This window comes from Saccharopolyspora sp. ASAGF58, assembly GCF_012277335.1.
Lineage (GTDB): Bacteria > Actinomycetota > Actinomycetes > Mycobacteriales > Pseudonocardiaceae > Saccharopolyspora > Saccharopolyspora hattusasensis.
Window position 1 is genome coordinate 989,850 of sequence record NZ_CP040605.1, and the last position, 26,709, is coordinate 1,016,558.

Genomic DNA, 26,709 nt, shown 5'->3' on the forward strand with positions numbered 1-26,709 from the left:
CGGCGTGCGGAACCCCGGAGGCCGGTGGCGGCTCTGGGGTTCCGCCTTCGAGCGGAGCGAGACGGCGACAGCGGCTCCGGCAAGGGGCCGCCACCCGCGCCGCCAAGCGGATCAAGTTTCAGGCAGCAGTTCTGGAGCGGCCGCCGGTTCCGTAGGCTACGACCGTGCAGACGGTGGCAGTGCTGAGTCTCAAGGGTGGCGTGGGCAAGACGACCGTGGTGCTCGGGCTTGCCTCGGCCGCCATGCGCCGAGGGGTTCGGACGCTGGTCGTCGACCTCGATCCGCAGTGCAACGCGACCGCATGCCTGGAGCCGGACAAGACCACCAAGGGCCTCAGCGACGTCCTGGCCGATCCGCGCCCGGAGGTCCTGCGGGCGGCGGTGGCCCGCAGCTCGTGGGGCGAAGAGGTCGACGTCCTGGTGGGCTCCGAGGACGCCGAGAGCCTCAACGGCCAGCACTCCGACGGCGATCACCTGTCCCACCTCACCGACGCACTGTCCGAACTGGACGGTCTGATCGCCGAGGGCGAGCTGCCGTACCAGCTGGTGTTGCTGGACTGCCCACCGTCCCTGGGGCGGCTGACCCGCTCCGCGCTGGTCGCCGCCGACCGCGCGCTGCTGGTCACCGAGCCGACGATCTTCGCGGTCTCCGGCGTGCAGCGGGCGTTCGAGGCCGTGCAGGCCGAGCGCCAGTCGAACAACCCCGATCTGCAGCCTCTCGGCGTCATCGTCAACCGGGTCCGGCCGCGCTCCCACGAGCACCAGTTCCGCATCGACGAGCTGCGGGACATCTTCGGTCCGCTGGTGCTGCCGGTCGCGCTGCCCGATCGGTTGGCCGTGCAGCAAGCACAAGGCGCGTGCATGCCGATCCACCAGTGGGGCACGCCGGGCGCGCGGGAGGTCGCACTGGCGTTCAACCTGGTGCTCGCCCGCACCCTGCGGGCCGGTCGGCAGCGCCGCTTCGAGCCGGACGACGACGAATTCCCGGAAGACACCGAATGAGCACGGCGGCGTACTCCGCGTTCCTCGTCGTGGCGCTGATCGGCATCATGACGCCGGGGCTGGACACGATGCTGATCCTGCGGCATTCGCTGCTCGGCGGGCGCCGCGCCGGGGTCGCGACGTTCCTCGGCATCAACCTCGGCTGCGTGATCTGGGGCACCGCGAGCGTCGCGGGGCTGACCGCGCTGCTCACCGCCTCCCAGATCACCTACGACATCGTGCGGGTGGCGGGCGCGGCCTACCTGCTGTGGCTGGGCGGCTCGGCGATCTGGAAGTCCTTGCCGCGCAACAAGATTCAGCAGCCCGAAGACGTCCCTGCCGAACCGGTCCGGCTGACCGGTTGGACGGCGCTGCGGGCCGGGATGACAACGAACCTGCTCAATCCCAAGGTGGGCGTGTTCTACATCAGCTTGCTGCCGCAGTTCCTGCCCGCCGGGCCGGCGGCGTTCGTCTGGGGTCCGCTGCTGGTCGCCACGCACGTCTCCATCGGCCTGCTGTGGGACACCGCGCTGGTGTGGGTCGCCAGCCGGGCCCGCGCGCTGTTCGAGAAGCAGCGGGTGCGCGCCTGGCTGGACCGGGTCACCGCGACGGTGCTGATCGGCCTGGGGCTGAAGCTGGCGGTCGAGGGGCGGTGAGTCGGCCCTGCCCGAAGGCGACACGGTCTTCCTCACCTGCCACCGGTTGCACGAGGCGCTGGCCGGGCAGGTCCTGACCCGCGGCGAGCTGCGGCATCCGCGACTGTCCACCTTGGACCTCGCGGGACGCGGGGTGCGCGAGGTACGGCCCGTCGGCAAACATCTGCTGATCCGCTTCGACGACGGCCACACCCTGCACAACCACCTGCGCATGGACGGCGCCTGGCATATCTACTCCCCCGGCGCCCGGTGGCGGCGACCGGCGCACCAGGTCAGGACGGTGCTGAGCACGGCCGAACGGGTCGCGGTCGGGTTCAACCTGCACGACCTGCGCTGGCTGCCGACCGCGGCGGAATCCCGGCTGGTCGGCCACCTGGGGCCGGACCTGCTCGCCCCGGAGTGGGGCGACGAGCACGCGGCCGAGGCGGTCCGACGGCTGACCGCCGACCCGGACCGGGAACTCGGCCTCGCGTTGCTGGACCAGACCGTCATGGCCGGGGTCGGCAACCTCTACAAGACGGAAGTATGCTTCCTGCTCGGCCGGTCGCCGTGGACGCCGGTCGCGGAGGTCGACGCGGCCCGAACGGTGCGGCTGTGCCGGGAACTGCTGCTGCGCAACGCCTGGCACCCGGAACAGTCCACCACCAACAGCCTGCGACGCGGCACCCAGCATTGGGTCTACGACCGCCGCACCTGCCTGCGCTGCGGAGGCCCGGTCCGCCGCGGCACCCAGGGCGACGGCGTCGAAGCCCGAGTCGCATACCACTGCCCCAACTGCCAACCCTGATCCGCCCAGCCCGCAGGTGCGGACAATTTCGCGAGAAATCGCACCGACCCCTGATGAAGCGACCCACTACATTCCGTGATCACCCCGCGCCGTGCCGTGAGGCGGGGTGCAATTTCGCGAGAAATTGACGTTCACCCGGGTGACGGTCAATTTCTCGCGAAATTGCGCCAACCCCGGCTGGCGGGCCGGCGTCAGTGCTCGGCGGCGGCGCTGCGGGCGTCGGCGAGGCTCCGCAGGATCGGGTAGACCAGCACGATGCCGACCGAGCCCCACACCATGCCCGTGACCCGGAGCTCGCCCAACCGCAAGGTCAGGTCGCCGACCCCGGCGATCACCGCGGTGCCCAGCACCACCAGGTTCACCGGATCCGCCAAGTCCACCTTGGCGTCCAGCCAGATCCGCGCCCCGACCAGCGCGATCAGCCCGAACAGCACCAGCGTCGCGCCGCCGAGCACCCCGAGCGGGACCGTGTTGATCAAGGCGCCGAGCTTCGGCGAGAAGGACAGCACGATCGCGGCCAGCGCGGCCACCATGCACGCCGCCGTCGAATACACCCTCGTCGCAGCCATGACCCCGATGTTCGCCGCGTTGCTGCTAGGCGCGGAACCACCCGCCGAACCGGCCAACGTGGTGGCCAACCCGCCGCCGATCAACGCGTCCCCGACGTACGGGTCGAGGTTCCGGCCGCTCATCGCGGCGACCGCCTTGAGATGCCCGACGTGCTCCGCGACCAGCACGACCACCAGCGGAAGCACGAACGGCATCACCGAGATGTGCACCTGCGGGGCGATCAGCTGGGGAAACCCGACCCAGGGCGCGGCGGCCAGTTCGTCGAGCCGCTCCTGGACCAGGTCTCCGGCCAGCGCGGCGTAGGTCCACCCGACCAGCACGCCGATCAGCACCGCTGCCCGCCCGGCCATGCCCCGGCTGATGACTGTGAGCAACACGACCGTGCCCAGCGTCAACGCCGCGGGCACCGGCTGCTGCCCGAAGGAGGACACCGACTGCGGCGCGAGGCTCAAGCCGATCATCAGCACGATCGCCCCGGTGACCACCGGCGGCATCGCCGACTCCAGCAGTCGCACGCCCAGCGCCTTGACCGCGACGCCGACGGCCATCACCACCAGGCCGACCGACATGATCCCGCCGAGCAGCGCGGCCGGACTCGCGCTGGCCTGGTCCGCGGCCGCGCCCAGCGGCACCACGAAGGCCACCGACGCGCCCAGGTAGCTGGGCACCCGGTTGCGGGTGAGCAGCAGGAACAGCAGCGTGCCAACACCGGACAGCAGCAGCGTGGTCGTCAGGGGGAAGCCGGTGAGCAGCGGCACGAGCGTCGTGGTGCCGAACATCGCCAGGAGGTGCTGCAGACCGAAGCCGATGGTCAGCGGCCAGCTCAGCCGTTCCCCGGATGCCACGACGGCATCACGCACCAGGCGTCGACCGTTGCCGTGCACGGTCCACAACGCCACATCGTCCTCCCCCGAGCCGCCCGGTCGGGCGAGGCCCTGCCACGGCATGTAATGACTGGAGGAAGATTACTATTTCGCATCACACAATCAAGCCAACTCACCGGTAGGTCGACGATACGTCGACTACCAGCAGTGATATCGGCGCGGCGTGTCGCCTCAGGCCGGATCGGACCGGTGCTGCGGATCGGATCCCGGCCCGCCGGGCCCGAACATCTCCCGCAACCCGGCCGCGAGCCCGGCCAACCGATCGGTCGCGTCCTGCATCAGGTACTTCTGCTCCGACGCGCCGCTGGCGGCGACCGCCCGGCCCGCGGCGGCGACCAGCGCGCCGTACCCGTCGAGGCCTTCGTCCAGCTCCTCGCGCAGCCGCTGCACATCAGCCCGCAATGCGGACTTCTGCGCCGCTGGCGAGTGCGGGATCGCCGCCTCCACGGCGACCAGCCGCTCCCCGACCCGCCGCAGCTCCGCTGCCGCGCTGGCCGCGGTGCCCCGCGCGTCGGCTGCGGCACTGCCCGCGCCCTCCGACGTCAGCTGCGCCAACGCGCGGTGCAGGCTCTGCTCCGCATCGCGCAGCCGCTGCATCGGTTCCCGCGCCGCGGACCCCTGCGGGGGCAGCGCCGCGGGCTCCGGCAGCGGCTCGGGCAGCGGCGTCTTCATAAGTCGCCGGTACTTCAGTCCCGCGCTGACCGCGCCCACGCCGCTAGCGACGGCGACCCCGCCGAGGCCGACGGTCGCCACATCCTGGAACAACCACCCCAATTCGCCCCACATGCCCCAGAACGTCGGGGTGGACGCCGAGACGAACGACCCAGCGCCGAACACCCCTGTCGAGACCGCGCTACCCGCGGCGGTCCGCTTGGCTCGCTTGCGCTGCCGGAGCAGCCGAGCCCGCGGATCGCGCCAGGTGACGAACTTGCGCCGCACCTCGGAGAGGAGTGGGCCGCGCAACTGCTCAAGCGCGGCCTCGCCCAACTGCGCCAGCTCCTGCTTGCGGGACTTCACCCCTCGCTCGCTCAGGCTTGGCCGGCTTGCGGGTTCTGCTGCTGCTGTGGGTTGGTCGCCGGCTCAGCGGAAGTGGCCGAACCGCCCGCGATCTGCTGCTGCTGACCGCCGGTCACCTGCTGCTGCCCGCCGCCCATCGAGGCGCGCAGCTGCGCGAGCCGGTTGGCACCGGCGGCGTCGATGGACGCCTGCTGCACCTCGAGCATCCGGCCCTGGACGCTGTTCTGCGCCAGTTCCGCCTCGCCCAGCGCGGTGGTGTAGCGGCGCTCGATCTTGTCCCGGACCTCTTCCAGCGAGGGCGTGTTGCCGGGCGCGGCGATCTCGGTCATCTGCCGCATCGACGCGGAGACCTGCTCCTGCATCTTCGCCTGCTCCAGCTGGCTGAGCAGCTTGGTGCGCTCGGCGATCTTCTGCTGCAGGATCTGCGCATTGCGCTCCACCGCCTGCTTCGCCTGCTCGGCGGCGCCCAGCGACTGGTCGTGCAGGGTCTTGAGATCCTCGACACCCTGCTCGGCGGTGACCAGCTGGCTGGCCAGCTGGGTGGCGGTCTCCTCGTACCTCTGGGCGGTGGCCTCGTCGCCGTTGGCGCGCGCCTGGTCCGCCATCACAAGCGCCTGCTTGGCCGAGGCCTGCAGCTTCTCGACCTCGCCGAGCTGGCGGTTGAGCTTCATCTCCAGCTGCCGCTGGTTACCGATCACGGAAGCGGCCTGTTGGGAGAGGCTCTGGTGCTGCCGCTGCGCTTCCTCGATGGCCTGCTGGATCTGCACCTTCGGATCGGCGTGCTCGTCGAGCTTCGACGAGAACGACGCCATCAGGTACTTCCAGGCCTTCACGAACGGATTGGCCATCTCCTCCGCCTGCCTTCTCCTGTGCTTGGCTGCCCCATGCCGACACATCCACACCGGGCGTGCCCGCTGGTTCCATCGTGTCAGGTAGTCGTGTCGGCTTCCACCAAACACGGTAGATCCCCGGGATTTACCCGGAGCCACGACCCAAGATCGAACCAGAACGCCGCGGCCCGCCGACCACCGACCCCCGAAACGGACGTGAATGCTAAAGCGGGCATCCCAAGACCTGGCCGCCGGTCAGTGCGCAGGCCGGGAACGCTGTTCGGCGGGAGGAGCGCCGAATGCGACCACCGCACCTGGGGGCCCGCGGGGGCTCGGCTCCCGCGATCAACACTGACGGCGACCCCGGGCTGCGCTTTCTGCAGACACAGTGCTCCCAACCGTCGCCGTCACGCGGCCACCACGACGCCTCCGGGCTTGCGCACCGGCGCGCCGATCCGCTGGCTGAGCATCGGCTGCAGCCGCTCCGCGCAGGCGCGCGGCTCGGCGTCCGCACCGGCTTCGGCACCGGCCAGCTGCTGCTGGGCCAGTTCCGCGTCGGAGAGCTCGGTACCGATCAGGCTGGGCACCAGGCGGCCACCGTCGATCTCCGCCGACGTGGCCTGCTCGACGACCGACGGCACCAGCAGCGTCTCGTCGAGGTCGCCGGCCACGGTCACCAGGAGTTCCGGCAGCGGTAGGTCCAGGGCGCCGCAAATCGAGGCGAGCAGCTCGCTGGACGCCTCCTTGCGGCCCCGTTCCACCTCGGAGAGATATCCGAGGCTCACCCGGGCAGCGCGCGAAACGTCCCGCAAGGTCCGAGACTGTGCGGTCCGGGCGCGGCGCAGCCGTTCACCGACCGCCTCCCGCAACAATACGGTCATCGCGCGCCTCCCTTCCTTCGTCGCCTACCGCGTGCACCACGCGTGAACGCCACCTACGTTACTCATCCGAGGGCACGAACGAGAACGATCGCCGACAAGTCCGCCAAGGGCGAACGTCCCGTGCTCGGTCGGCAGGGCCGACCGCGCGCGCTCTTGTGCCAGCGCACAGCATCATGCCGCATCAACGCAAGAGGCCCGCGAAGTGTTCCAGCGACACCCGAACGGCCGCAGCCCGCACGGCGTACCGATCGCCGTCGAGGCGCACCGTGTGCACCGTCGCGCCGCCCGGCCCCGCGAATCCGAGGTGCACGGTGCCCGGTGCCACGCCGTCTTGCGGATCGGGCCCGGCGACCCCGGTGAGCCCGATGCCCCAGTCCGCCCCGCAGCGCTGCCGAGCGCCGTCCGCGAGCATCTCCGCGACCCGCGGGTGCACCGCGCCGTGCGCCGCGAGGAGATCGCGATCGACTCCGGCCAGCTCCGCCTTCAGATCGGTCGCGTAGACGACCAGCCCGCCCCGGACGACGTCGCTGGCGCCCGGCACCTCGGTCAGCACCACGGATACCAGCCCAGCGGTCAGCGACTCCGCGGTCGCGACCGTTTCACCGCGCCGCCGCAACGCGGCGAGCAGGTCCGCCACCTGCGACAACGGTAGCCCGATCTGATCGAGGATCACGCCGTGGCCTTGGCGCGGCCAGCGGCGCGCAGCCGCACCGCGCGCACGACGTAGTCGAGTCCGGTCCCGACGGTGGCGACCAGCGCCGCGCCCATCACGATCCAGCGCGGTATGTCGGCCCAGCTGCCGAGCGGCACGAGGTAGAGGCCGATGGCGAGGGCCTGCAGCAGCGTCTTGACCTTGCCGCCGTGGCTGGCCGGGATCACGCCGTGCCGGATCACCCAGAACCGGAGCAGCGTGACGGCTACCTCGCGGCCGATGATCACCCAGGTGATCCACCAGCCCAGGTCGCCGAGCAGGCTGAGCCCGACCAGCGCGGCGCCGGTCAGCGCCTTGTCCGCGATGGGGTCCGCGACCTTGCCGAAGTCGGTGACCAGGCCGCGCTTTCGGGCCAGGTCGCCGTCGATGCGGTCGGTGATCGAAGCGATGGCGAACACCCCGGTGGCGATCCACCGCCACAGCGTGTCGTGCCCGCCGTCCCAGAACAGCGCGACGAGGAAGACCGGTACCAGCGCCAGCCGGGAGACGGTCAGGATGTTGGCGATGTTGACCAGCGGCACGGGCGGCGGCTCGGTCGGGTTCACCGCTGCGGAATCGGATGTCGCGCCATCGGCCGTCATGGCTGCTCCCCGGACCGTTTCTGTGCGGGCGTGCTGTCGATCGGGCGCACCACGAGGTCCACGCCAACGCTATCCACCACCCGGCAGTGCAGCACATCGCCCACGTTGACCTCTCCAGGATCAGCGACGAGGCATTCCCCGTCCACCTCCGGTCCCTGGTGGTCGGCACGACCGGCGCACTCCTCGTCGCTGACGCGCTCGACGAGCACCCGCACCTCGGTGCCGATGCGGTCCTCGGCGCGCTGCGCGATCAGCTCGTCCACCAGGTCCGAGAGCTGCGCGACGCGCTCGTCGACGACGTCCGGGTCGATCTTGTCGTCGAACCCGGCGGCCTCGGTGCCGTCCTCGTCGGAGTAGCCGAACACGCCGATGGCGTCCAGCCGCGCGCGGGTGAGGAAGTCCTGCAGTTCGGCGAAGTCGTCCTCGGTCTCGCCGGGGAAGCCGACGATGACGTTGCTGCGGATGCCCGCCTCGGGGGCGAGCTCGCGGATCTGCTCGATGAGCGCCAGGAACGACTCGGTGGAGCCGAAGCGGCGCATCCGGCGCAGCACCGGCTCGCTGGAGTGCTGGAACGACAGGTCAAAGTACCGCGCGACGCCGGGCGTGGTGGCGATGGCCCGCACCAGGCCGGGCCGGGTCTCGGCGGGCTGCAGGTAGGACACCCGCACCCGGTCGATGCCCTCGACTGCGGCCAGCTTCGGCAGCAGCACCTCCAGCGCCCGCGCGTCGGAGAGGTCCTTGCCGTAGGAGGTCGAGTTCTCGCTGACCAGGAACAGCTCCTTGGCCCCGTGCTCGGCCAGCCAGACGGCCTCGCCCAGCACCTCTTCCGGCGGCCGGGACAGGAAGGAGCCGCGGAACGACGGGATGGCGCAGAAGGAGCAGCGCCGGTCGCAGCCGGAGGCCAGCTTCAGCGCGGCGACCGGCGAGTCGTCGAGCCGGCGGCGCGCCACCGCGCGGGCTGCCGGGACCCAGCCGTGCCCGGGCACCGCGACCTCGGCGGCCGCGGCGGGGCGGGCGACCGGGCTGATCGGCAGCATCTTGCGCCGGTCCTGCGGCTGGTGCGGCTGGATGGCTTGCCCGGCGAGGACGTCGTCGAGCCGGTCGGCGAGGTTGGCGTAGTGGTCGAAGCCGAGCACCGCGTCGGCCTCCGGCAGGTGTTCGGCGAGCTCGGCGCCGTAGCGCTCGGCCATGCAGCCCACCGCGACGACCTTCGCGCCGGTGTCGGCGGCGGCGAGCAGCGTGTCGACGGAGTCCTTCTTCGCGGATTCGACGAAGCCGCAGGTGTTGACCACCACGACGTCGGCCTGGTCGGCCTCCACGAGGTCCCAGCCGCGGCCGTGCAGGTTGCCGGCGAGCTCTTCGGAATCGACCTCATTGCGGGCGCAACCGAGCGTGACCATGGCGACTCGGCGGTGATTTTGCTCGGTTGACATGCGACGAGCGTAACGTCCCCGTCGTCACGCCCTGCGCACGAGCCCACCAGCCGAAAACCCCCGCCGTGGCCAAGATTGCGGCCGGCCGGTGACCAACTGAGCCGATCGCTGGTTAGGCTTGCCTAAGATAAGAGCTCGCCCCGGTGCGACCGCCCCGAGTGCGCGGCGCCCGCGCGATCAAAGCGTTGATCGACCACGACGCGGGAAAAGTGTTGCTGGGCAAGGAACTCGTCACGCTCTACGAGGACACCCAGGAGTTCTCGGTCGCCGAGCAGGCAGGCCGGGCCGCGGCGCGCCGCACGCGCCCTCGGAAGACCTCGCCGGGATCCGCGCCGTCGCGGTCGACCCGATCGCCAAGGGCCGCGCATCGGGCACGCGCTTCTCATGGCGCGCCTGATCGCCACCGCCGGCGAACTGGGGCTGTCGCGGATCTTCGTGCTGACCGTCGATCGACATGGCGCGTGACGCACACCGCGAATGCGCATGCTGCGGCCGGATCGCGGCGTTACGATGCTTGCATGAATGACTATGCATCCTCGGCGATAATAATTCGGCGGGCTCGGATCGCCGACGCACGGACGATCAAATCCCTGGTAGACACCTATGCCGGAGAGGTACTGCTGGCCAAGGAACTCGTCACGCTCTACGAGGACATCCAGGAGTTCTGGGTCGCCGAGCTGACCGATCCCGACCGGCCCGGCCGCGTGGTCGGCTGCGGCGCGCTGCACGTGCTCTGGGAAGACCTCGCCGAGATCCGCACCGTCGCCGTGGACCCGGTGGTGAAGGGCCGGGGGATCGGCCACCGCCTGGTGCACCAGCTCGTCGGCCTGGCCCGCGAGCTGGGCCTGTCCCGGGTGTTCGTGCTGACCTTCGAGACCGAGTTCTTCGGCCGCCACGGCTTCCGCACCATCAACGGCGCCCCGGTCAGCCCGGAGGTCTTCGAGGAGATGCGCCGCTCGGCCGACGCCGGCGTAGCCGAGTTCCTCGACCTGGCCAACATCAAGCCCAACACCCTCGGCAACACCCGGATGCTCCTCGACCTGAACAGTTAGCACCCGTCCGGTCGAATCCCCCGCCACCGTTTTCGTGTTGAACGCTCAACCGCCCCGCAGGTATCACCAGCACCGGCTATAACACAGGAGAATGATCCTTCGGCTTCGAGGAGACCAGCCCGTGGAACGTTCCGCTGCTCACCGCGGCTTCATCGCCGGCGCCGCCGCGGCCGGCGCCCTGTTGCTCACCGCCGGGACCGCGCACGCCGACCTCAGCCAGACCCAGCTGCGGAAGGTGACCGACGATTACCTCTTCGAGACCTCCCTCGACTCGTTCACCGCGACCCGCGCCGAGCGGCCATACGCGGGCCAGCTCGACTGGTCCACCGACGGCTGTTCGATGTCGCCGGACAAACCACTGGGCTTCAAGTTCCGCACCAGCTGCGAACGGCACGACTTCGGTTATCGCAACTACAAGAAGCAGGACCGGTTCAGCGAGGACAACCGCAAGAAGATCGACGACAAGTTCAAGTCCGACATGTATTCGGTCTGCGGCACCGACATGGTCTGCAAGGGCACCGCGAACATCTACTACTACGCGGTGCGGGAGTTCGGCGGGACGAGCGGCTCCACCGCCGATGCCGTCGACCAGGCGCAGGTCAAGCCCGTGCTCTCCGGCAACGGGTTGCTGCTGGAGTTCCGCGCGGTCAACTCCGAAGGCCTGCTCGTGCGGCTCGGCACGACCGGCTGAGCACCGGTCCGACCACGGTCTGCGAAGGGCGCGTCCGAGCGGGCGCGCCCTTCGTCGTTCGGCCGGGTTTTTCGCCGCTGTGGAAAGGTAATATTCCCTTCGCGCCCCGGCGCACGGCGAGAAGGGAACACGCATGGTCAAGCGGCAATTTCCGCGCTGGTCCGAACTCCGTCCGCTGCTGCGGGTCAATCCCCCGCGGGTCAACCCCACCGAGCGACGCCTGTCCGCCGCGCACTCGATCGCCGACCTGCGGGCCATCGCACGCCGCCGGACGCCGCGCGCCGTGTTCGATTACACCGACGGCGCCGCCGAGGCCGAGATCAGCCTGAGCCGCGCCCGGCAGTCCTTCCGCGACGTCGAGTTCCGCCCCTCCGTGCTGCAGGACGTGTCCAAGGTGGACACCAGCACGACGGTTTTCGGCAAGCGGTCCGAACTGCCGTTCTCCTTCGCCCCAACCGGTTTCACCCGGATGATGAACCACGAGGGCGAACCGGCGGTGGCCCGCGTCGCGCAACGCGCGGGCATCCCCTACGCGCTGTCCACAATGGGCACCACGTCCATCGAGGACGTGGCCGCCGCCGCGCCGAACTCCCGGAAGTGGTTCCAGCTCTACCTCTGGCGCGACCGCGCGGCCAGCCGCGAGCTGGTGCAGCGAGCCCAGGACTCCGGCTACGAGGCAATGCTGCTCACCGTCGACACACCGGTCGGCGGCGCGCGCCTGCGCGACAACCGCAACGGCCTGACGATCCCCCCGGAACTGACGTTCAAGACCATCGCCGACGGCGCGATGCACCCGGCGTGGTGGTTCAACCTGCTCACCACCGAGCCGCTGTCGTTCGCCTCCTTCAAGCACTGGTCGGGCACCGCGGAGGACCTGGTCAACGCCATGTTCGACCCGTCGCTGAACTACGCCGACCTGGAGTGGCTGCGGGAGCTGTGGCAGGGGCCGCTGATCGTCAAGGGCATCCAGAACGCCGACGACGCCCGGCGCGTGATCGACCTGGGCGCCGACGGCGTGGTGCTGTCCAACCACGGCGGTCGGCAGCTCGACCGGGCCCCGACGATGCTGGAGCTGCTGCCGTCGGTCCGCGAGGCCATCGGCGACCGGGCCGAGGTGCTGCTGGACACCGGGATCGTCAGCGGCGCGGACATCGTCGCGGCGATCGCGCTGGGCGCGGATTCGTGCCTGATCGGCCGCGCCTACCTGTACGGGCTGATGGCCGGGGGCGAGCGGGGCGTGCAGAAGGCGGTGGACATCCTCCGCGCCGAGATCGTCCGGACCCTCCAACTGCTGGGCGTCCACTCCATCGGCGACCTCAACACCACCCACGCCACGCTCCGCCGCTGACTCCCCGCAATTTCCATGGAAATCGAAGGTCTGATTTCCATGGAAATTGCGGACCGTCGGCGTGTCGGACCACGACACGCCGACGGTTGCGGACAACTTGTGCAATTTCAATGGAAATTGGACATCTGATTTCCATTGAAATTGCGGCCGACCCGCCAGCCCCCGGCCAGGTCGGACGAGGTCGGACGGGTTGTCGTTGACCATCAGCGTGCGCCCGTTGCCCGGCGCCCACCGCCGTTGTCACCGCCGGGCATCTGGTACGCCAGCAGCAGCCCCGCCGCGAGAATGTTGACCTCGCCTGGTGAAACTGCGGCAAACGGCAACGTCCCCGCATCCGGGGATATACGGGGACGTCGGGTTCACCGGGTCATTCTGCGTCCGGCGGCGGCCCGCCCCGGATCATGTACAGCGTGTTCTCCAGCTCGTCCGGCTTGATCAGCACCTCGCGGGCCTTCGACCCCTCCGACGGACCGACCACGCCGCGCGACTCCAGCAGGTCCATCAGCCGACCCGCCTTGGCGAACCCGACCCGCAGCTTGCGCTGCAGCATCGAGGTAGACCCGAACTGGCTGGTCACGACCAGCTCGGTGGCCTGCAGCAGGACGTCGAGGTCGTCGCCGATGTCGGAGTCGACCTCCTTCTTCTCGGCCGCCTTGGCCGCCGTGACGCCGTCGGTGTACTCCGGGTCGGCCTGGTCCTTGGTGAAGGAGACGATGCGGTGGATCTCGTCGTCGCCGACGAACGCCCCCTGCACGCGCACCGGCCGCGACGCGCCCATCGGCAGGTACAGCGCGTCGCCCATCCCGATCAGCTTCTCCGCGCCCGGCTGGTCCAGGATGACCCGCGAGTCGGTCAGCGACGAGGTGGCGAACGCCAGCCGGGACGGCACGTTGGTCTTGATCAGACCCGTCACCACGTCCACCGACGGGCGCTGGGTGGCCAGCACCAGGTGGATGCCGGCGGCCCGCGCCTTCTGGGTGATCCGCACAATGGCGTCCTCGACGTCCCGCGGCGCGGTCATCATCAAATCGGCGAGCTCGTCGACGATGGCCAGGATGTACGGGTACGGCCGGTATTCGCGCTCGCTGCCCAGCGGGGTGGTGATCTCCCCCGACTTGACCTTCCGGTTGAAGTCGTCGATGTGGCGCACCCGGTTGGCCTGCATGTCCTGGTAGCGCTGCTCCATCTCCTCCACCAGCCAGGCGAGCGCGCCGGCGGCCTTCTTCGGCTGGGTGATGATGGGCGTGATCAGGTGCGGGATGCCCTCATACGGGGTCAGTTCCACCATCTTCGGGTCGATCAGGATCATCCTGACCTCCTGCGGGGTGGCCCGCGCGAGCAACGACACCAGCATCGAGTTGACGAAGCTGGACTTACCGGACCCCGTCGAACCGGCCACCAGCAGGTGCGGCATCTTGGCCAGGTTCGCGGTGACCATGTGGCCTTCGATGTCCTTGCCCAGCCCCATCACCAGCGGATGGCTGTCCTTGCCCGCCTCGGCGGAGCGCAGCACGTCGCCGAGCCGCACCATCTCCCGGTCGCTGTTGGGGACCTCGATGCCCACCGCGGACTTGCCGGGGATCGGCGCCAGCAGCCGGACGTTGTCGGTCGCCGCGGCGTAGGCGATGTTCTTGGTCAGCGCGGTGATCTTCTCGACCTTCACGCCGGGGCCGAGCTCCACCTCGTAGCGGGTCACGGTCGGACCCCGGGTGAAGCCGGTGACCTGGGCGTCGATGTTGAACTGCTCCAACACCGCAGTGATCGCCTCGATCATGCTGTCGTTTGCCCGGCTGCGGCTCTTCGGCGGGTCGCCGTCGGTGAGCACGTCCAGCGGCGGCAGCTGGTAGTCGCCTTCGACGCTCCGGCTGATCTGCGGCTTGCTGCTTTTCTTCGGCTTCTCCTCGGCAGCTTCGGCGACCGGCTTGGCCGGCACCGCGGCGGCTTTCGGCCTGGCGGGCTTGGGCTGTTCGTCGGGCACGTCGTCCAGCGAAAGCTGACGGTCCTCGTCGGACATCGCCGCCTGGCGACGCCGCGACGGGCGGCGCAGCTTGACCGAGGCGGTATCGCCCTCGATCCCCTTGGTATCGGCCGCCGACCGGGCCTCCTCGGCCTCCTGACCGAGTCCGCGCAACCGCGCCGCGACCTCGCGCACCGGCGTGCCGGTGAGTACGAGCAGCCCGAACAGCCCGATCAGCACCAGCACCGGCACGGCGACCCAGCCGGTGAGGCCGTGCGCGAGCGGCCCGCCGGCGACGAAGCCCAGGGCCCCGCCGGCGTTCGGCCAGTCCTCGGGGTTCAGCGGGGAACCCGCCACGATGTGCAGGACGCCGAGCGTGGTGAAGATCAGCAGCATCGACCCGATCACCACCCGGGGCCGTGCCTCCGCGCTGTTCTCGGTGCGCATCAGCAGGACGGCCGTGACCAGCAGCACCGCCGGCAGCACCACGGCGGCCATGCCGATGACCGACCGCAGGGCCCAGTCGAACCAGTGCCCGACCGGCCCACCGGCCTGCCACCAGACACCGGCGGCGGCGATCACCGCGGTCGCCAGGAAGATCAGCGCCAGTCCGTCGCGGCGGTGCGCGGGGTCGAGCGTCTTGGTCTTGCCGACCGCCCGAACCACGCTCCCGACGCCGCGCGCGAGGCTCCCTCCGCTCCTGGAACGGGTCTTGGTGGACCGCTTGGGCGCCGGCCTGCGGGGCGCGTGCGTCGATCCGGGGCGGGGCTTGGCGCTCCCGGTGCTCTTCCGCGCGGTGGTCGACCTGGCCGATCCACCACTCCTGGCAGTGGAGCCGCGGCTCTTGGTCGCGCTCTTGCCGCGCGACGAGCCACGTCCCCCGTTCGATGTCCGGCTCGCCATGCCCCACACGGTATCTTCACCGGCCTCTCGCGTCACACCAGCCACGGAAGATCACTGGTCGGACGTTTTTCGGGCGATCCGCTCCAACCGGGGCACCGCGCGTGAGATCCTCAACCATCATGGTTGCTTTACCTTCCAGCCCGCACGAGCCGACACGCCGAACCGACCGCGAGAAACTGTTCCGCGACGCGCCGCTGCTGTGGCGCGTGCTGATGCGGGTGGACCGGGCGGTCGTCGGGCTCACCGGGCGGCTGGAAGTGACCGGCGACGTGCCGGATTCGGTGCGCGGCAGGCCGCTGCTGCTGGCCGCCAACCACATCGGCAACCTCGACGCGCTGGTGCTGATCGCCGCCTGCCGGACCCGGCAGCTCGCGCCGCGGTTTCTCGCGACCGGCGGGCTGTTCGACACTCCGGTGCTGGGCAAGGTCCTCCGCGCCTGCCGACACGTCCGCGCCGACCGCGGCAAGAGCACCGCGGGCGAGGCGCTGGGGCGGGTCGTCTCGGCGCTGACCAGCGATCATCACCCGGTGCTGATGTACCCGGAGGGTCGCATCACCCTCGAACCGGACATGTGGCCGGAGCGCGGGAAGACCGGCGTGGCCCGGATGGCGCTGGCGTCCGGCGCCACGGTGGTGCCGATCAGCCAGTGGGGTGCCCACGAGGCGATGTGCTACGGCGTGGTCCGCGTCGAGGGGTTCGGCGACCTGTGGATCCTGTTCGCGTCGTGGCTCCGGGCCGTTCGCCGCAGGCCGAAGCTGAAAGTCCACTTCGGAGCGCCGGTGGACCTGAGCGACCTGTCCGCCGACCGGGTCGGCGACGCCGCCAGGGCCCGCGACCGCATCATGCGCGCCATAGCCGCCGGGATGGTGCCGCTGCGAGCGGGCGAGCTCGGTGCTCCCCGCCACTTCGACCCGACCCGCCCGGCCACCGGGAAACCCAGCCCATGGCGCCCGTGACTGAGGCCGATTAGCCCGGTCATCCGCACGCGAGCGGCTGAACGCCGTAGTGCGCCACGCTAGTCCACATCGGACGTCGGCGCGGCTCTTACCACCGTTGTTGAACTTCAGGTAGTGCGGCGGTTACGCAGTGAGCAAACGCGTGACATATCCTCGTCAACGTGCTACACCGGCCGGTCGCGTCCTGACGCCGATCGCATCGGTCGCGTCCTGACGCCGATCGCGCAGAGTGAGCCCGCAACCAGACAGGTGATCCCAGCCGGGGGACCGCATCCGCTGAACGAAAGTCGCCCGGGCAGAGCAATTCTCGCCAACTGCGCCGCTGGAACTGCGATCATCCCGTTTACTGTCCACATTGCTCGCCGCTGAAAGGTGGGCCCAACAGGACAGACGGGACAATCGTGAGAAAAGTCGTCACTGCTGCGATGGCCGTCGGTCTGCTGGCAGGCCTGCCGCCGGCCGCCGGAGCCGCAACCGCCGCGCCCGCACCGGTTTTCGAGTCCACACCGGTTCAATGGGGCCAGTGCAAGGGCGAGGGCCTGCAGAAGGCCGGGGCGGAATGCGGGATGGTGAAAGTCCCGCTGGACTACGCCGACCCAGCGGGTGAGCAGGTCTCGCTCGCGGTTTCGCGGATCAAACACACCGTGCCCGACGACCAGTACCAGGGCGTGATGCTGGTCAACCCGGGCGGCCCGGGCGGATCCGGCCTGTCCCTGTCGGTGCTCGGCGCCTACGTGCCCAAGAACGCCGGCGCGGCCTACGACTGGATCGGCTTCGACCCGCGCGGAGTGGGCGCCAGCGAGCCCGCGATTTCGTGCGACCCGAACTACTTCTCCTACGACCGCCCGCACTACGTGCCGACCACGCCGGAGCTGGAGAAGGCCTGGCTGGACCGGACCGAGGGCTACGCGCGGGCGTGCGGGAACAACGGCAAGCTCCTCGACCACATCAAGACGACGGACGTCGTCGAGGACATGGACAGCATCCGCAAGGCGCTGGGCGCCGAGCAGATCAACTACTACGGCTTCTCGTACGGCACCTACCTGGGCCAGGTCTACGGCACCCTGCACCCCGAGCGGATGCGCCGGGTCGTGATGGACGGCGTGGTGAACGCAGGCGACGTCTGGTACGACGCGAACCTGAACCAGGACGTGGCCTTCGACCGCAACATCAAGATCTTCTTCGACTGGATCGCGAAGTACGACGGCACGTACCACCTGGGCACCACCGGCGCTGAAGTGGAGAAGCTGTACTACGAGCAGCTCGCCAAGCTCGACCAGCAGCCGGCGGGCGGCGTGATCGGCTCCGACGAGTGGACCGACGTGTTCCTGGCGGCGGGCTATTCGCAGTCCGCCTGGGACCGCCGCGCCAAGGCGTTCTCGGGTTGGGTGCGGGGCGGCGACTGGCAGACGCTCAAGGCGATCTACGACGACGCCAACACACCGGGCGACGACAACGGTTTCGCCGTCTACCTCGCGGTCCAGTGCACGGACGTCAAGTGGCCGGCGAGCTGGCAGCAGTGGCGCAAGGACAACTGGGCCGTCCACGAGAAGGCGCCGTTCGAGGCCTGGGCGAACGCCTGGTACAACGCGCCGTGCCGGAACTGGCCCGCGAAGCCGGGCAAGCCGGTCAACGTCGACGGCAGCAAGGTCACCAGCGCGCTGCTGATCAGCGAGGAACTGGACGCCGCGACCCCGTTCCCCGGCGCGCTGGAAGCACGCAAGCGCTTCCCCAACGCCAGCCTGATCAGCCTGCCCGGCGGCACCACGCACTCGGGTTCGCTCGGCGGCAACGCCTGCCTCGACGACCAGATCGCCGACTACCTGGCCACCGGCAAGCTGCCGGCGCGGCAGCCCGGCGAGGGCCCGGATACCAAGTGCGAACCGCTCCCCCAGCCAACCCCTGAGGGCGTGGGCGCGCTGAGCGTCCGCCCGCAACAACCCGCGGTCCTGCAGAAAGCCCTGCAGTCCAGCCAGCACTGATCAACCCACCGAAAGGGCCGGTCCCCCAAGGAGACCGGCCCTTTCGCATGCCCGAGGTCAGTTGGTCAGCCTGCTCCGCAGGTGAGCTGGGCTCGGTGCTAGTTCTCCGTCTTTTCTCCACTACCCAGAGCTTCGGCGACGGCGGCGAATTCGGAGAGCGCGGCCTGCAGGTCCTCGACGATCTCCGCCGCGATGACCTCGGGTGGCAGCAGTGAATCCGCGTCGTCGGCCGATTCGTCCTTGACCCAGCCGATCAGATCGAGGTTGACCTTGTCCCGCGCGATCAGCTCCGCATAGTCGAAGAGTTGCACGCGGTCGTTGAGCTTTCGGTCTTCGGGCCTTTCCGCCGACTGATACCACTCGACGAAGTCGTCGAGGTGCTCGGCACGCAGTGCCTTGGTCTTGAGGGTGAAGTGCTGATTGGTACGGAAGTCGTAGACGGCGAGCTTGCTGGTCAATGCCTGATCGACACCGGCGGGAGGCTTGGCGTCGAAGAACAGCACATTGGCTTTGACGCCTCCCGCATAGAAGATCCCGGTGGGCAACCGCAGCAGGGTGTGCACGTCGTAATCGCGCAGCAGGTTCCGGCGAACGGTCTCGCCCGCACCGCCTTCGAAAAGCACGTTGTCCGGTACGACAGCGGCGGCCCGCCCGGGAATGTCGAGCTGGGTGGCGATGTGCTGGACGAAGTTGAACTGTTTATTAGTGGTGGTGACCCAGAATTTGGCGCGCTTGTACGCGACGTCCTCACGGGTGGCCTTGCCATCCTCGTTGACCACGGTGATCGAGGATTTCTTGCCGAACGGGGGGTTGGCCAGCACCAGGCTCGCCTTGCGCCCGTCGTTGGCGAGTGCGTCCTTGATCAGGATCGTCGGCTGTTCGTCCCAGGAACCGATTCCGTGCAGCAGCAGGTTCATCGCCGCCAGGCGCGCGGTTCCCTGCACCAGCTCGGTGCCCCAGATGTTCTTGGCAATCTTGTTGAGTTTGTCCCGGTCCAGATCACGTTCATCGCGGCCTACGTAGTGGTCGACGATGTATGCGTGCGCTGCGAGCAGGAAGCCTCCGTTGCCGCAGGCGGGATCAGTGATCGTGTCATCCGGGGTCGGCTGGGTGCAGCGCACCATGGCGTCGATCAGTGGGCGCGGGGTGAAGTACTGGCCCGCACCCGACTTGGTGTCGGCCGCACCTCGGGACAGCAGCTGCTCGTAGGCGTCGCCGTTGACATCGGTGCCGTGCACCGACCAGGTCTCGCGATTGATCAGTTCGTTGACCAACCGGGACAGGTTCGCCGGGTTCTGGATCTTGTTCTGCGCCTTGCCGAAGATCAGGTTGTGCGCCGTGTTCGCGGGCTGTTCGCCGAGGTCGGTGAGCAGCTGCTCGTACCGCCGCTTCAGTTCCGTGCTCTTCTGGTCGACCAGCTCGACCCAGCCCCGGTTCGTCCAGCCAGTCGGCAGCAGATGCTCCTGGGCGATCGGGTCGTTCTTCTTCTCGTTGGCGATCTTGAGGTAGAGCAGGAAGGTCAGCTGCTCGACGTAGTCGATGGTGGACATGCCGGAGTCACGCGCGGTGATCACGCAAATTGATCAACAACCATGGGGTGTCACGAGGAGGGGGACCGTAGACATGGCAGGGTACGGCGTTGATCCTGAGGCGCTGCAAGCCGCGATCGACAAGCTCAAGGGCGCCCGGGAAAGGGTCGAAGCGATAGTCAGAAGAGCCGCAAAGGTATCGCCTGGCGAGCTGACGGCGAACGACACCTACACGAACAACGCCCGGCAGACGTTTCAGGACCGCGCGACAGGCGACAAGGGATCCCTGCGTATAGCCGCGGACGAGCTCAACGACAAGCTCGGAGCGAAGATCGCCGCCTACGAGGCGACGATCAGGGAATACCAGCGGAACGATGACACCGCGGCCAGCGATGCAAGCCGGGTCCAGTGAGAGGCATGATCAAAGCGTGATGACAAAGACGAACCTGTTCAAACGCAGCGGAGTGATCATGACCGGCATCGTGGCAAGCGTGGCACTCGCGGCCTGCTCCCACGGCGGCACTAGCACAGCACTAGCACCGGAACGGCAACACAGAGTGCCCAGCCGACACAGGCTGCGGGACCCAAGATCGACAATCCCAAGGACCCGTTTGGCGTCGCCCCCTGCAACCTGCTGCCCGCAGACGCCGCAACCTCACTCGGATTCAAGCCAGAAGGCAAACCCGGCGATCCCAAAGACGGCCCTGGTTGTGCTTGGCGGACTCTGGACGACAAGAACTCGGTCAGTCTGGAACCGACCAAGGGCATGTCGATCCAGCAAATCTACGACAACCGGTCCACGTTCAGCGACTTCCAGGAGCTGACCATCGCGGGCTACCCGGCAGCACGAGCCAATCAAGGCGACCCCGCGCAAGACGGCTGGTGCGATATCTACCTAGCCACGTCCGAGAACACGATGCTCCGTGCCTTCAGCCGTGACGCCAGCCACGCCGACGCCTGCGGCCTCGCCCAAAGGGCACTCGAAGCATCCATTCCCACCCTGCCCGCAGCGAAGTGACTGAAGTCTGGGGAGACGACACATGGGCGACATGCTCGAGCCGTGCTACGTCAGCACGGCCAAGGAGTACCGCAAACAGATGGGCGGCCATTCCGAAGCCGCCGACCTGCGCGCACCGCTCGACCACGGCATCGGCAAGTGGGACGAAGTCGCCCAAGACTTCGACCAGGTCCTCACCGAAATCGAGGACGCGCTGCGCGCGGCCGAAGCCGCGCACCACGGCCGGGCCGCCGACGCGGCGAATGCATCGATCGCCGAGATCAAGCCCTTCGCCGAGGCCGCAGCCAACACGTCGCGAGGCGTGAAGACCGCGCTGGAGGAGCAGATCACCTACCAGCGGGAGGCGTTCCAGTCGCTTCCCCGGCAGGGCGACAGGTTGCCGAGTGGGCAGGAGGCGGTTCTCGATCCGCCGCAGAAGGGGTGGGTTGAGGACTGGGGCCTGGACTCCAACCCCATCACCGGGTGGATGAGCGACTACGAGGACCGCCAGCAGGCCTACATCGACACCAACCAGCGGGCCAACGCCGCCATGGAGCGCTACAGCGCCCAGACCGAGGGCGTCATTGCGCGGATGCCGGAGTTCCAGCCCGCCGACCAGCCGCCGCCTCCCCCGCGGCAGGACCAGCAGCCGCCAACACAGACCCCGAGCGGGTACTCGTCGAACCACAGCACACCCAGCAGCCACACCAGCGGACTGTCCACTTCGGCCACTCCCTCCGGCACCTCGTCGTCGTGGACAACGCCGACGCCGCACGCCCCTTCCTACGTTCCGCCGTCGTCTCCGCCGTTCACACCGCCGGCGAGCACCGCTCCGTCGTGGGCGACGCCGCTGCCCGGTCAGCCCTCCACCCTGCCGCCCGGCGTGATGCGCGGCCCGGACGGCACACTGTTCCGGCAGAATCCGCAGACCGGCGCATGGGAGCGGCAGAACCCCTACAACGGCCGTTGGGCTCCGTCGCCGGGCGGCGGCCCGGGTGGTGCCGGGATGCGCGGTGGTGGCATGGGTCGCGCCCTCAGCCCAGGCGTCGGCGGCCAGCTCGGCGCCGGTGGACGCGCGGGTGTCGGCGGTCTCGGCTCTGGCACAGGTGCTGGTGGCTCCGCTGCTGCAGGCGCCGGGGCGCGCGGCGGTACGGGCGCGCCGGGTGCCGGTGGCGCTGGCCACGGGAAGCCGCAGGGCGAGGAGGACCGGGAGCACGAGCGCCCGAGTTGGCTGCTGGAGGACGACGACATCTTCACCAACGACATGGAGCGGACCGCGCCACCTGTCTTCGGTGACTGGTCCAACGAGGAACGGTGACCGTGGCTGGGCGTGAGATCAGCCTGCCTCCCGCTGCGGCGAACTACCTGTGCACTCGTTTCGACCTGCAACTGCACCCACTGCTGCGGGTGGGCTGGTTGCCAACGAAAGCCACCGCGCAGGACCGCCGCGAAGCAGCCGAGCTCGGACGGCGGCAACTGGCCCGGCAGGGCCTTTTCGATGACGACGACCTGCACCCGTTCCTGGAAGACGCGATCCATCTGCTGGCCCGCCCACCACTGGCAGTCGCAGTCTCGGTCAATTCCCAGGACGGCGAAAGCTTCAACGCGGTGCTCGTCGAACACGGCCGCAGCACCGTCCAGGCGTATCAAGCCGACGGCGATTCGCAGGACGACCTGCGGGACATCCGCATTAAGCGCCATGAACACGGCGGCCCGGCGGGCAATGCGGTCAACCTGCTTGGCCGGGTCGCCGCCGCCGAAGGCATCTCGGTGTCGGTGCCGTACGAGCAACTGGATCGCGGCAAGCGGATGGGCGCCGGCGAGACGAGCCTGTCGTCGGCCTTGAGTTTCAACGGAATCCGCGGCAACGACGCCAAAACGCTCGCCCATGCCTTCACCGCGAAGCGGACGATGGACGGCCTTTTCACCGTCCGCGCCTACGACCAGCAGGTCCGCCGGACTCGCACACTGCCGTTCAACCTCCAGTTCTTCACCACCGAAGCGGGCTGCTACCTGGCCCAGCGAAGCCCGGCCGCGACGGACGCGAGTGGTACACCCTCGCCCCAGCCGACGGGCGCAAGCTGGTCGCCACGATCGACGAGATGATCAAGTTGCTCACCAGGACCGCAGCCCGGGTCTGACGCGATGGGCCCGTGAGTGTTTTTGGGTGCCATCGCGCCTTAAAACGCTCACGAGACCATAGGGGTGACCGGCGACGGGGTCGGCCAAGCCCGCACCGCCGCAAGCTCCCTCGCGACCAACACCCAAGGCAACACCGCCACCAACGCCATAAGCACCAACAACACGGCGGACTGTGGCTCGAAATGTGAACTCATTTCCATGCTCGATCTCCCAGTTGATCGTGATCTCAACTTAAACCTGCGATCGCAGATTATGGAATTGCCGAATCGGGTGATGTTCTTGTGGGCGCGAGATGCGGAACACTTAACGGCAACGGACCCCGAACCGGAGGCGATCGATGACAACTCCCACCGTGCGACGGCTTCAACTCGGCAACGAACTGCGCCACCTGCGTCTGAAGACAGGCCGTGAGCAGGCCGAAGCCGCCGAGGCTTTGGACTGTGGCATCGGCAAAATCAGTCGCCTGGAGCTCGGCCAGGGCGGAGTCAGCAAGGGCGATCTGAAGCTACTGCTGGAGTTCTACGACGTCGATCCGGGCGAGATGCAGTGGATGTTCGAGTTGGCGCGAATCCGTAGCAGCCGGGGACGCTGGGGCAACTACCGCTCCGTGTTTCCCGATTGGTTCCGCATGTACGTCGACCTTGAGACCGACGCCGACGACATCCGCCAGGTGCAGGGCGAGATCATCCCGGGCATCCTCCAAACCGAGGCGTACATCCGGGCCATGGACACGGCATCGGCCCGACGCGAAAGCGAAGACATCGACGCCAACGTCGCAGCACGTCTGGAACGACAGGCCATCCTCACCCGCGCGAAACCGACGACGGCATCGTTCATCCTGTCGGAATCCTGTTTGCGGCGGCAGGTCGGCACGGTGTGGACCATGCGCGAGCAGCTCGACCACCTGTCAGAGATTGCGGTGCAGCAGAACGTCAATCTCCAAGTCCTGCCGTTCGACGCCGAGACACCACCTGGCGGGGTTTCCTACAACTTCACGATGCTGCGCATCCCTTCCAACGGAATCGCGGCCGACCTGGAGTTCGTCTACGTCGAATGCCTCGACGATGCCCGCTACCTGGACGACAAGGATGCCGTGTCAGCCTACGCAAGGGTGTGGAACCAGCTTCAGGCAGCCGCACTCTCCCCAAAGAAGTCCCTCAGCGTCATACGATCGGTGCGTAAGCAGTACTCGGAGTGAACGCGAGGTCGCACCATGATCGAACGACGTGTCCTGACGAATGCGGCGTGGTCCAAGAGCAGCTACAGCGCGACACAGAACGAATGTGTCGAGGTGGCAATGGTTCCTGGCGTCGTTGGCGTGCGTGACACCAAGGACAGGGACGGCGGCACGCTCGTCTTCGGCAACGCCGCCTGGTCAGGGTTCCTGACCCACGTCAAGGCAGGACACCACGGCTGAGGCCCCAAGGGTCGTGAGTGCGTAACCGGACTGGAGCCCGGTTACGCACTCACGACCTCACAGCCCCAGCTCCAACGCCCCCTGAGTCCCGTTCCCAAGAACTTTGCGAATCGTCGTCGTCTACCCCTTACCGGGCGAAACAAGCAGAAGGGCCGACTTCCCAGGGGAGGTCGGCCCTTCTTCGCAGTTGACGTGAGGTCTTCGCCGTCAGTGGTCCAGGATCGGCGCGTTGACGCAGTTGTTGATCTGCGGGGACGCGATCGGCGCCACGATGGCGAGCACGCCGATGTTGTTGCCGCACAGCTGAATCGGCAACACGCTGGTGTTGTTGTCGTTCAGGACGTTGATCCCGTCGTTGCCGTAGCTGTCGGCGAACGCCGGGGAACCGACAGCCAGCATCGCGGCCGCAGCGGCGGCGGCGCCGAAGAGTCGAGCGGAAGTACGCACTTCTGACCCCAATCTCCTGTGTGGTGATTCCGCAGGTCCGAAGGGCTCCCCTTCAGGGTGGATGCGCTCCGGACCGGTGCCACCAACCCTTGCAGCGAGGTCCCGATCAAGCCTGCCGTGTGCTCCCAACGGGTCTCTCAGATCACCCCGTGGAGATCACGACACCTGACAGTGATCGAATGTGCCCGGCAAAACGGACCAACAAGCCACCCGAGCGGGCGGTAGATCAGGACCCGACCGGGAGCACGTTCGGCACGATCATCGGCCGCCGCCGGTAGGTCTCGGCCACCCAGCGACCCACCACCCGGCGCACGGCCTGGGCGATCCGGTGAGTGTCGGTGATGCCCTCCGCCTCGGTGCGGGCCAGCTCCATCTCCACCAGCGGCACCACATCGTTCAGCGCCTTCGGGTCGTCGGAGAAACCGCGACCGGAGATCGTCGGGGAGGACACCGCCCGGCCGGTCGACGCCTCGACGGCGACCGTGATCGCGATGAACCCGCCCTCGCCCAGCACCAGCCGGTCCGAGAGCGTGGACTCGCCCACGTCGCCGACCGACAGGCCGTCCACGTAGACGTGCCCCACCTCGACTCGACCGGCGACCGAGGCGATACCGTCCAGCAGATCCACCACGACCCCGTCCTCGGCGATCACCACGCGATCCGCCGGGACCCCGGTCAGCCGCGCCAGCTCGGCGTTCGCCCGCAGGTGCCGCCACTCGCCGTGCACCGGCATCACGTTGCTCGGCCGCACCGCGTTGTAGAGGTACAGCAGCTCACCGGCCGAGGCGTGACCGGACACGTGCACCTTCGCGTGGCCCTGGTGCACCACGTTGGCACCCAACCGGACCAGGCCGTTGACCACGCTGAAAACCGCGGTCTCGTTGCCGGGGATCAGCGAACTCGCCAGCACGACGGTGTCTCCGGCTCGGATCCGGATCTGCTTGTGCTCGCCGCGCGCCATCCGCGACAGGGCCGACAGCGGCTCGCCCTGCGAACCGGTGGAGACGAACGCGACCATGTGCTCCGGCATCGACAGCGCCTCGTCGAGGTCCACCAGCAGCCCGTCGGGCACGTTCAGCATGCCCAGATCGGTCGCGATGCCCATGTTGCGCACCATCGACCGGCCGACGAAGCACACCTTGCGGCCGTGCGTCTCGGCGACCTCCAGCACCTGCTGCACGCGGTGCACGTGGCTGGCGAAGCAGGCCACGATCACCCGCTGGGTCGCCTTGCCGATGACCCGGTCCAGCACCGGGCCAATCTCGCGTTCGGGCGTGACGAACCCGGGCACCTCGGCGTTCGTGGAGTCGACCAGGAACAGGTCCACGCCCTCGTCGCCGAGCCGGGAGAACCCGGCGAGGTCGGTGAGCCGGTTGTCCAGCGGCAGCTGGTCGAGCTTGATGTCACCGGTGTGCAGCACGATCCCGGCCGGGGTTCGGATGGCGACCGCCAGCGCGTCCGGGATGGAGTGGTTGACCGCGAAGAACTCCAGCTCGAAGCCGCCGTGCTGGCTGCGCTGCCCCTCGGAAACTTCGACCAGCACCGGGTCGAGCCGGTGTTCGCGGCACTTCGCGGCGAGCAGGGCGAGGGTGAACTTCGACCCCACCACCGGCAGGTCCGGCCGCAGCCGCAGCAAGAACGGCACCGCCCCGATGTGGTCCTCGTGCCCGTGCGTGAGCACGAGCGCGTCGATGTCGTCGAGCCGGTTCTCGATCGCGGCGAAGTCCGGCAGGATCAGGTCCACGCCGGGGGCGTCGTCCTCGGGGAACAGCACGCCGCAGTCGACGATCAGCAACCGGCCCTCGTGCTCGAACACGGTCATGTTCCGGCCGACCTCGCCGATGCCGCCGAGCGCCACGACGCGCAGCCCACCGTCGGCCAACGGTGGGGGTGGGGCCGATGATGTCGGCGTCACCGGGTGGTACTCAGTGGCTGTCGCCTTTGCGCTCAACGCTGG

Annotated in this window: 24 protein-coding genes and 1 pseudogene; 14 read left to right on the forward strand and 11 right to left on the reverse strand. The window is 68.7% G+C overall.

Annotated features, from left to right (window positions below; all coding sequences use genetic code 11):
- The first annotated feature begins 164 nt into the window (after window positions 1–164).
- The 3 genes from FDZ84_RS04370 to FDZ84_RS04380 are packed head-to-tail and all read left to right on the forward strand — an operon-like array spanning window position 165 to window position 2,423.
- A complete protein-coding gene (locus FDZ84_RS04370; RefSeq protein ID WP_168584829.1) occupies window positions 165–1,001 on the forward strand; it encodes a ParA family protein in 837 nt (278 codons plus the stop codon).
- The gene (locus FDZ84_RS04375) at window positions 998–1,636 is read left to right on the forward strand and encodes a LysE family translocator (protein WP_168584830.1); all 639 of its coding nucleotides are present in this window, start codon (window positions 998–1,000) and stop codon (window positions 1,634–1,636) included. The genes FDZ84_RS04370 and FDZ84_RS04375 overlap by 4 nt, the downstream gene beginning before the upstream one ends.
- A 7-nt stretch (window positions 1,637–1,643) precedes the next feature.
- Entirely contained in the window at window positions 1,644–2,423 is a 780-nt protein-coding gene (locus FDZ84_RS04380) for a DNA-formamidopyrimidine glycosylase family protein (RefSeq protein WP_168589794.1), read from the forward strand.
- Between the two features lie 191 nt (window positions 2,424–2,614).
- On the opposite strand, the gene FDZ84_RS04385 is transcribed toward FDZ84_RS04380, so the two are convergent.
- The 7 genes from FDZ84_RS04385 to rimO all read right to left on the reverse strand — a co-directional run bounded on the left by FDZ84_RS04385 (window position 2,615) and on the right by rimO (window position 9,331).
- The gene (locus FDZ84_RS04385; protein ID WP_371812775.1) at window positions 2,615–3,940 is read right to left on the reverse strand and encodes a uracil-xanthine permease family protein; all 1,326 of its coding nucleotides are present in this window, start codon (window positions 3,938–3,940) and stop codon (window positions 2,615–2,617) included.
- Between the two features lie 108 nt (window positions 3,941–4,048).
- Window positions 4,049–4,894 carry a hypothetical protein gene (locus FDZ84_RS04390; RefSeq protein WP_168584831.1) on the reverse strand — a complete coding sequence of 282 codons (846 nt, stop codon included), beginning with the start codon at window positions 4,892–4,894 and terminating at the stop codon, window positions 4,049–4,051.
- Window positions 4,895–4,905: 11 nt separating this feature from the next.
- Window positions 4,906–5,742 (reverse strand): PspA/IM30 family protein, encoded by an 837-nt coding sequence (locus FDZ84_RS04395; protein ID WP_168584832.1) that lies wholly within the window; start codon window positions 5,740–5,742, stop codon window positions 4,906–4,908.
- Between the two features lie 389 nt (window positions 5,743–6,131).
- Window positions 6,132–6,605 (reverse strand): helix-turn-helix domain-containing protein, encoded by a 474-nt coding sequence (locus FDZ84_RS04400; RefSeq protein WP_168584833.1) that lies wholly within the window; start codon window positions 6,603–6,605, stop codon window positions 6,132–6,134.
- Window positions 6,606–6,786: 181 nt separating this feature from the next.
- On the reverse strand, window positions 6,787–7,278 hold the full coding sequence (locus FDZ84_RS04405) for a CinA family protein (RefSeq protein ID WP_168584834.1): 492 nt from the start codon (window positions 7,276–7,278) through the stop codon (window positions 6,787–6,789).
- Complete coding sequence (gene pgsA, locus FDZ84_RS04410) at window positions 7,275–7,898, reverse strand: CDP-diacylglycerol--glycerol-3-phosphate 3-phosphatidyltransferase (RefSeq protein ID WP_168584835.1); 624 nt, start codon at window positions 7,896–7,898, stop codon at window positions 7,275–7,277. The genes FDZ84_RS04405 and pgsA overlap by 4 nt, the downstream gene beginning before the upstream one ends.
- Entirely contained in the window at window positions 7,895–9,331 is a 1,437-nt protein-coding gene (rimO, locus tag FDZ84_RS04415; RefSeq protein WP_168584836.1) for a 30S ribosomal protein S12 methylthiotransferase RimO, read from the reverse strand. Before rimO ends, pgsA begins: the two co-directional genes overlap by 4 nt.
- 518 nt (window positions 9,332–9,849) lie before the next feature.
- Here rimO and FDZ84_RS04420 point away from each other — a divergent pair.
- From FDZ84_RS04420 to FDZ84_RS04430, 3 genes are all read left to right on the forward strand, one after another.
- Entirely contained in the window at window positions 9,850–10,383 is a 534-nt protein-coding gene (locus FDZ84_RS04420; protein ID WP_168584837.1) for an amino-acid N-acetyltransferase, read from the forward strand.
- Window positions 10,384–10,504: 121 nt separating this feature from the next.
- The gene (locus FDZ84_RS04425; RefSeq protein WP_168584838.1) at window positions 10,505–11,074 is read left to right on the forward strand and encodes a phospholipase; all 570 of its coding nucleotides are present in this window, start codon (window positions 10,505–10,507) and stop codon (window positions 11,072–11,074) included.
- A gap of 133 nt (window positions 11,075–11,207) precedes the next feature.
- The gene (locus FDZ84_RS04430) at window positions 11,208–12,422 is read left to right on the forward strand and encodes an alpha-hydroxy acid oxidase (RefSeq protein WP_168584839.1); all 1,215 of its coding nucleotides are present in this window, start codon (window positions 11,208–11,210) and stop codon (window positions 12,420–12,422) included.
- Between the two features lie 367 nt (window positions 12,423–12,789).
- On the opposite strand, the gene FDZ84_RS04435 is transcribed toward FDZ84_RS04430, so the two are convergent.
- On the reverse strand, window positions 12,790–15,282 hold the full coding sequence (locus tag FDZ84_RS04435; RefSeq protein ID WP_210435422.1) for a DNA translocase FtsK: 2,493 nt from the start codon (window positions 15,280–15,282) through the stop codon (window positions 12,790–12,792).
- 119 nt (window positions 15,283–15,401) lie between these two features.
- On the opposite strand from FDZ84_RS04435, the gene FDZ84_RS04440 reads away from it, so the two are divergent.
- Both FDZ84_RS04440 and FDZ84_RS04445 read left to right on the forward strand, forming a co-directional pair.
- On the forward strand, window positions 15,402–16,238 hold the full coding sequence (locus tag FDZ84_RS04440; protein ID WP_371812776.1) for a lysophospholipid acyltransferase family protein: 837 nt from the start codon (window positions 15,402–15,404) through the stop codon (window positions 16,236–16,238).
- Between the two features lie 401 nt (window positions 16,239–16,639).
- Window positions 16,640–18,220 carry an alpha/beta hydrolase gene (locus tag FDZ84_RS04445; protein ID WP_246868792.1) on the forward strand — a complete coding sequence of 527 codons (1,581 nt, stop codon included), beginning with the start codon at window positions 16,640–16,642 and terminating at the stop codon, window positions 18,218–18,220.
- 98 nt (window positions 18,221–18,318) lie between these two features.
- Here the strand turns inward: FDZ84_RS04445 and FDZ84_RS04450 are convergent, their stop codons facing one another.
- Window positions 18,319–19,794: a class I SAM-dependent DNA methyltransferase gene (locus FDZ84_RS04450; RefSeq protein ID WP_246868793.1), complete on the reverse strand. Its 1,476-nt coding sequence runs from the start codon at window positions 19,792–19,794 to the stop codon at window positions 18,319–18,321.
- Window positions 19,795–19,843: 49 nt separating this feature from the next.
- Between FDZ84_RS04450 and FDZ84_RS04455 the strand changes: the two genes are divergently transcribed.
- The 6 genes and pseudogenes from FDZ84_RS04455 (at window position 19,844) to FDZ84_RS04480 (ending at window position 24,305) form a co-directional block, all read left to right on the forward strand.
- The gene (locus FDZ84_RS04455; protein WP_168584841.1) at window positions 19,844–20,161 is read left to right on the forward strand and encodes a hypothetical protein; all 318 of its coding nucleotides are present in this window, start codon (window positions 19,844–19,846) and stop codon (window positions 20,159–20,161) included.
- Between the two features lie 135 nt (window positions 20,162–20,296).
- Window positions 20,297–20,767 (forward strand): annotated as a pseudogene (locus tag FDZ84_RS04460) (DUF3558 domain-containing protein); the annotation flags it as partial.
- A gap of 22 nt (window positions 20,768–20,789) precedes the next feature.
- Window positions 20,790–22,064, forward strand: a complete 1,275-nt coding sequence (locus FDZ84_RS40335; protein WP_210435423.1) for a hypothetical protein — start codon at window positions 20,790–20,792, stop codon at window positions 22,062–22,064.
- Window positions 22,061–22,852: an ESX secretion-associated protein EspG gene (locus FDZ84_RS04470; RefSeq protein ID WP_246868794.1), complete on the forward strand. Its 792-nt coding sequence runs from the start codon at window positions 22,061–22,063 to the stop codon at window positions 22,850–22,852. The genes FDZ84_RS40335 and FDZ84_RS04470 overlap by 4 nt, the downstream gene beginning before the upstream one ends.
- Before the next feature lie 373 nt (window positions 22,853–23,225).
- Window positions 23,226–24,086 (forward strand): helix-turn-helix transcriptional regulator, encoded by an 861-nt coding sequence (locus FDZ84_RS04475; protein WP_168584842.1) that lies wholly within the window; start codon window positions 23,226–23,228, stop codon window positions 24,084–24,086.
- Between the two features lie 15 nt (window positions 24,087–24,101).
- A complete protein-coding gene (locus FDZ84_RS04480; RefSeq protein WP_168584843.1) occupies window positions 24,102–24,305 on the forward strand; it encodes a DUF397 domain-containing protein in 204 nt (67 codons plus the stop codon).
- 207 nt (window positions 24,306–24,512) lie between these two features.
- On the opposite strand, the gene FDZ84_RS04485 is transcribed toward FDZ84_RS04480, so the two are convergent.
- Window positions 24,513–24,752: a hypothetical protein gene (locus FDZ84_RS04485; RefSeq protein WP_210435424.1), complete on the reverse strand. Its 240-nt coding sequence runs from the start codon at window positions 24,750–24,752 to the stop codon at window positions 24,513–24,515.
- A gap of 226 nt (window positions 24,753–24,978) precedes the next feature.
- Window positions 24,979–26,703, reverse strand: coding sequence for a ribonuclease J (locus FDZ84_RS04490; RefSeq protein ID WP_168584844.1), 1,725 nt, complete (start codon window positions 26,701–26,703; stop codon window positions 24,979–24,981).
- Window positions 26,704–26,709 lie beyond the last annotated feature (6 nt).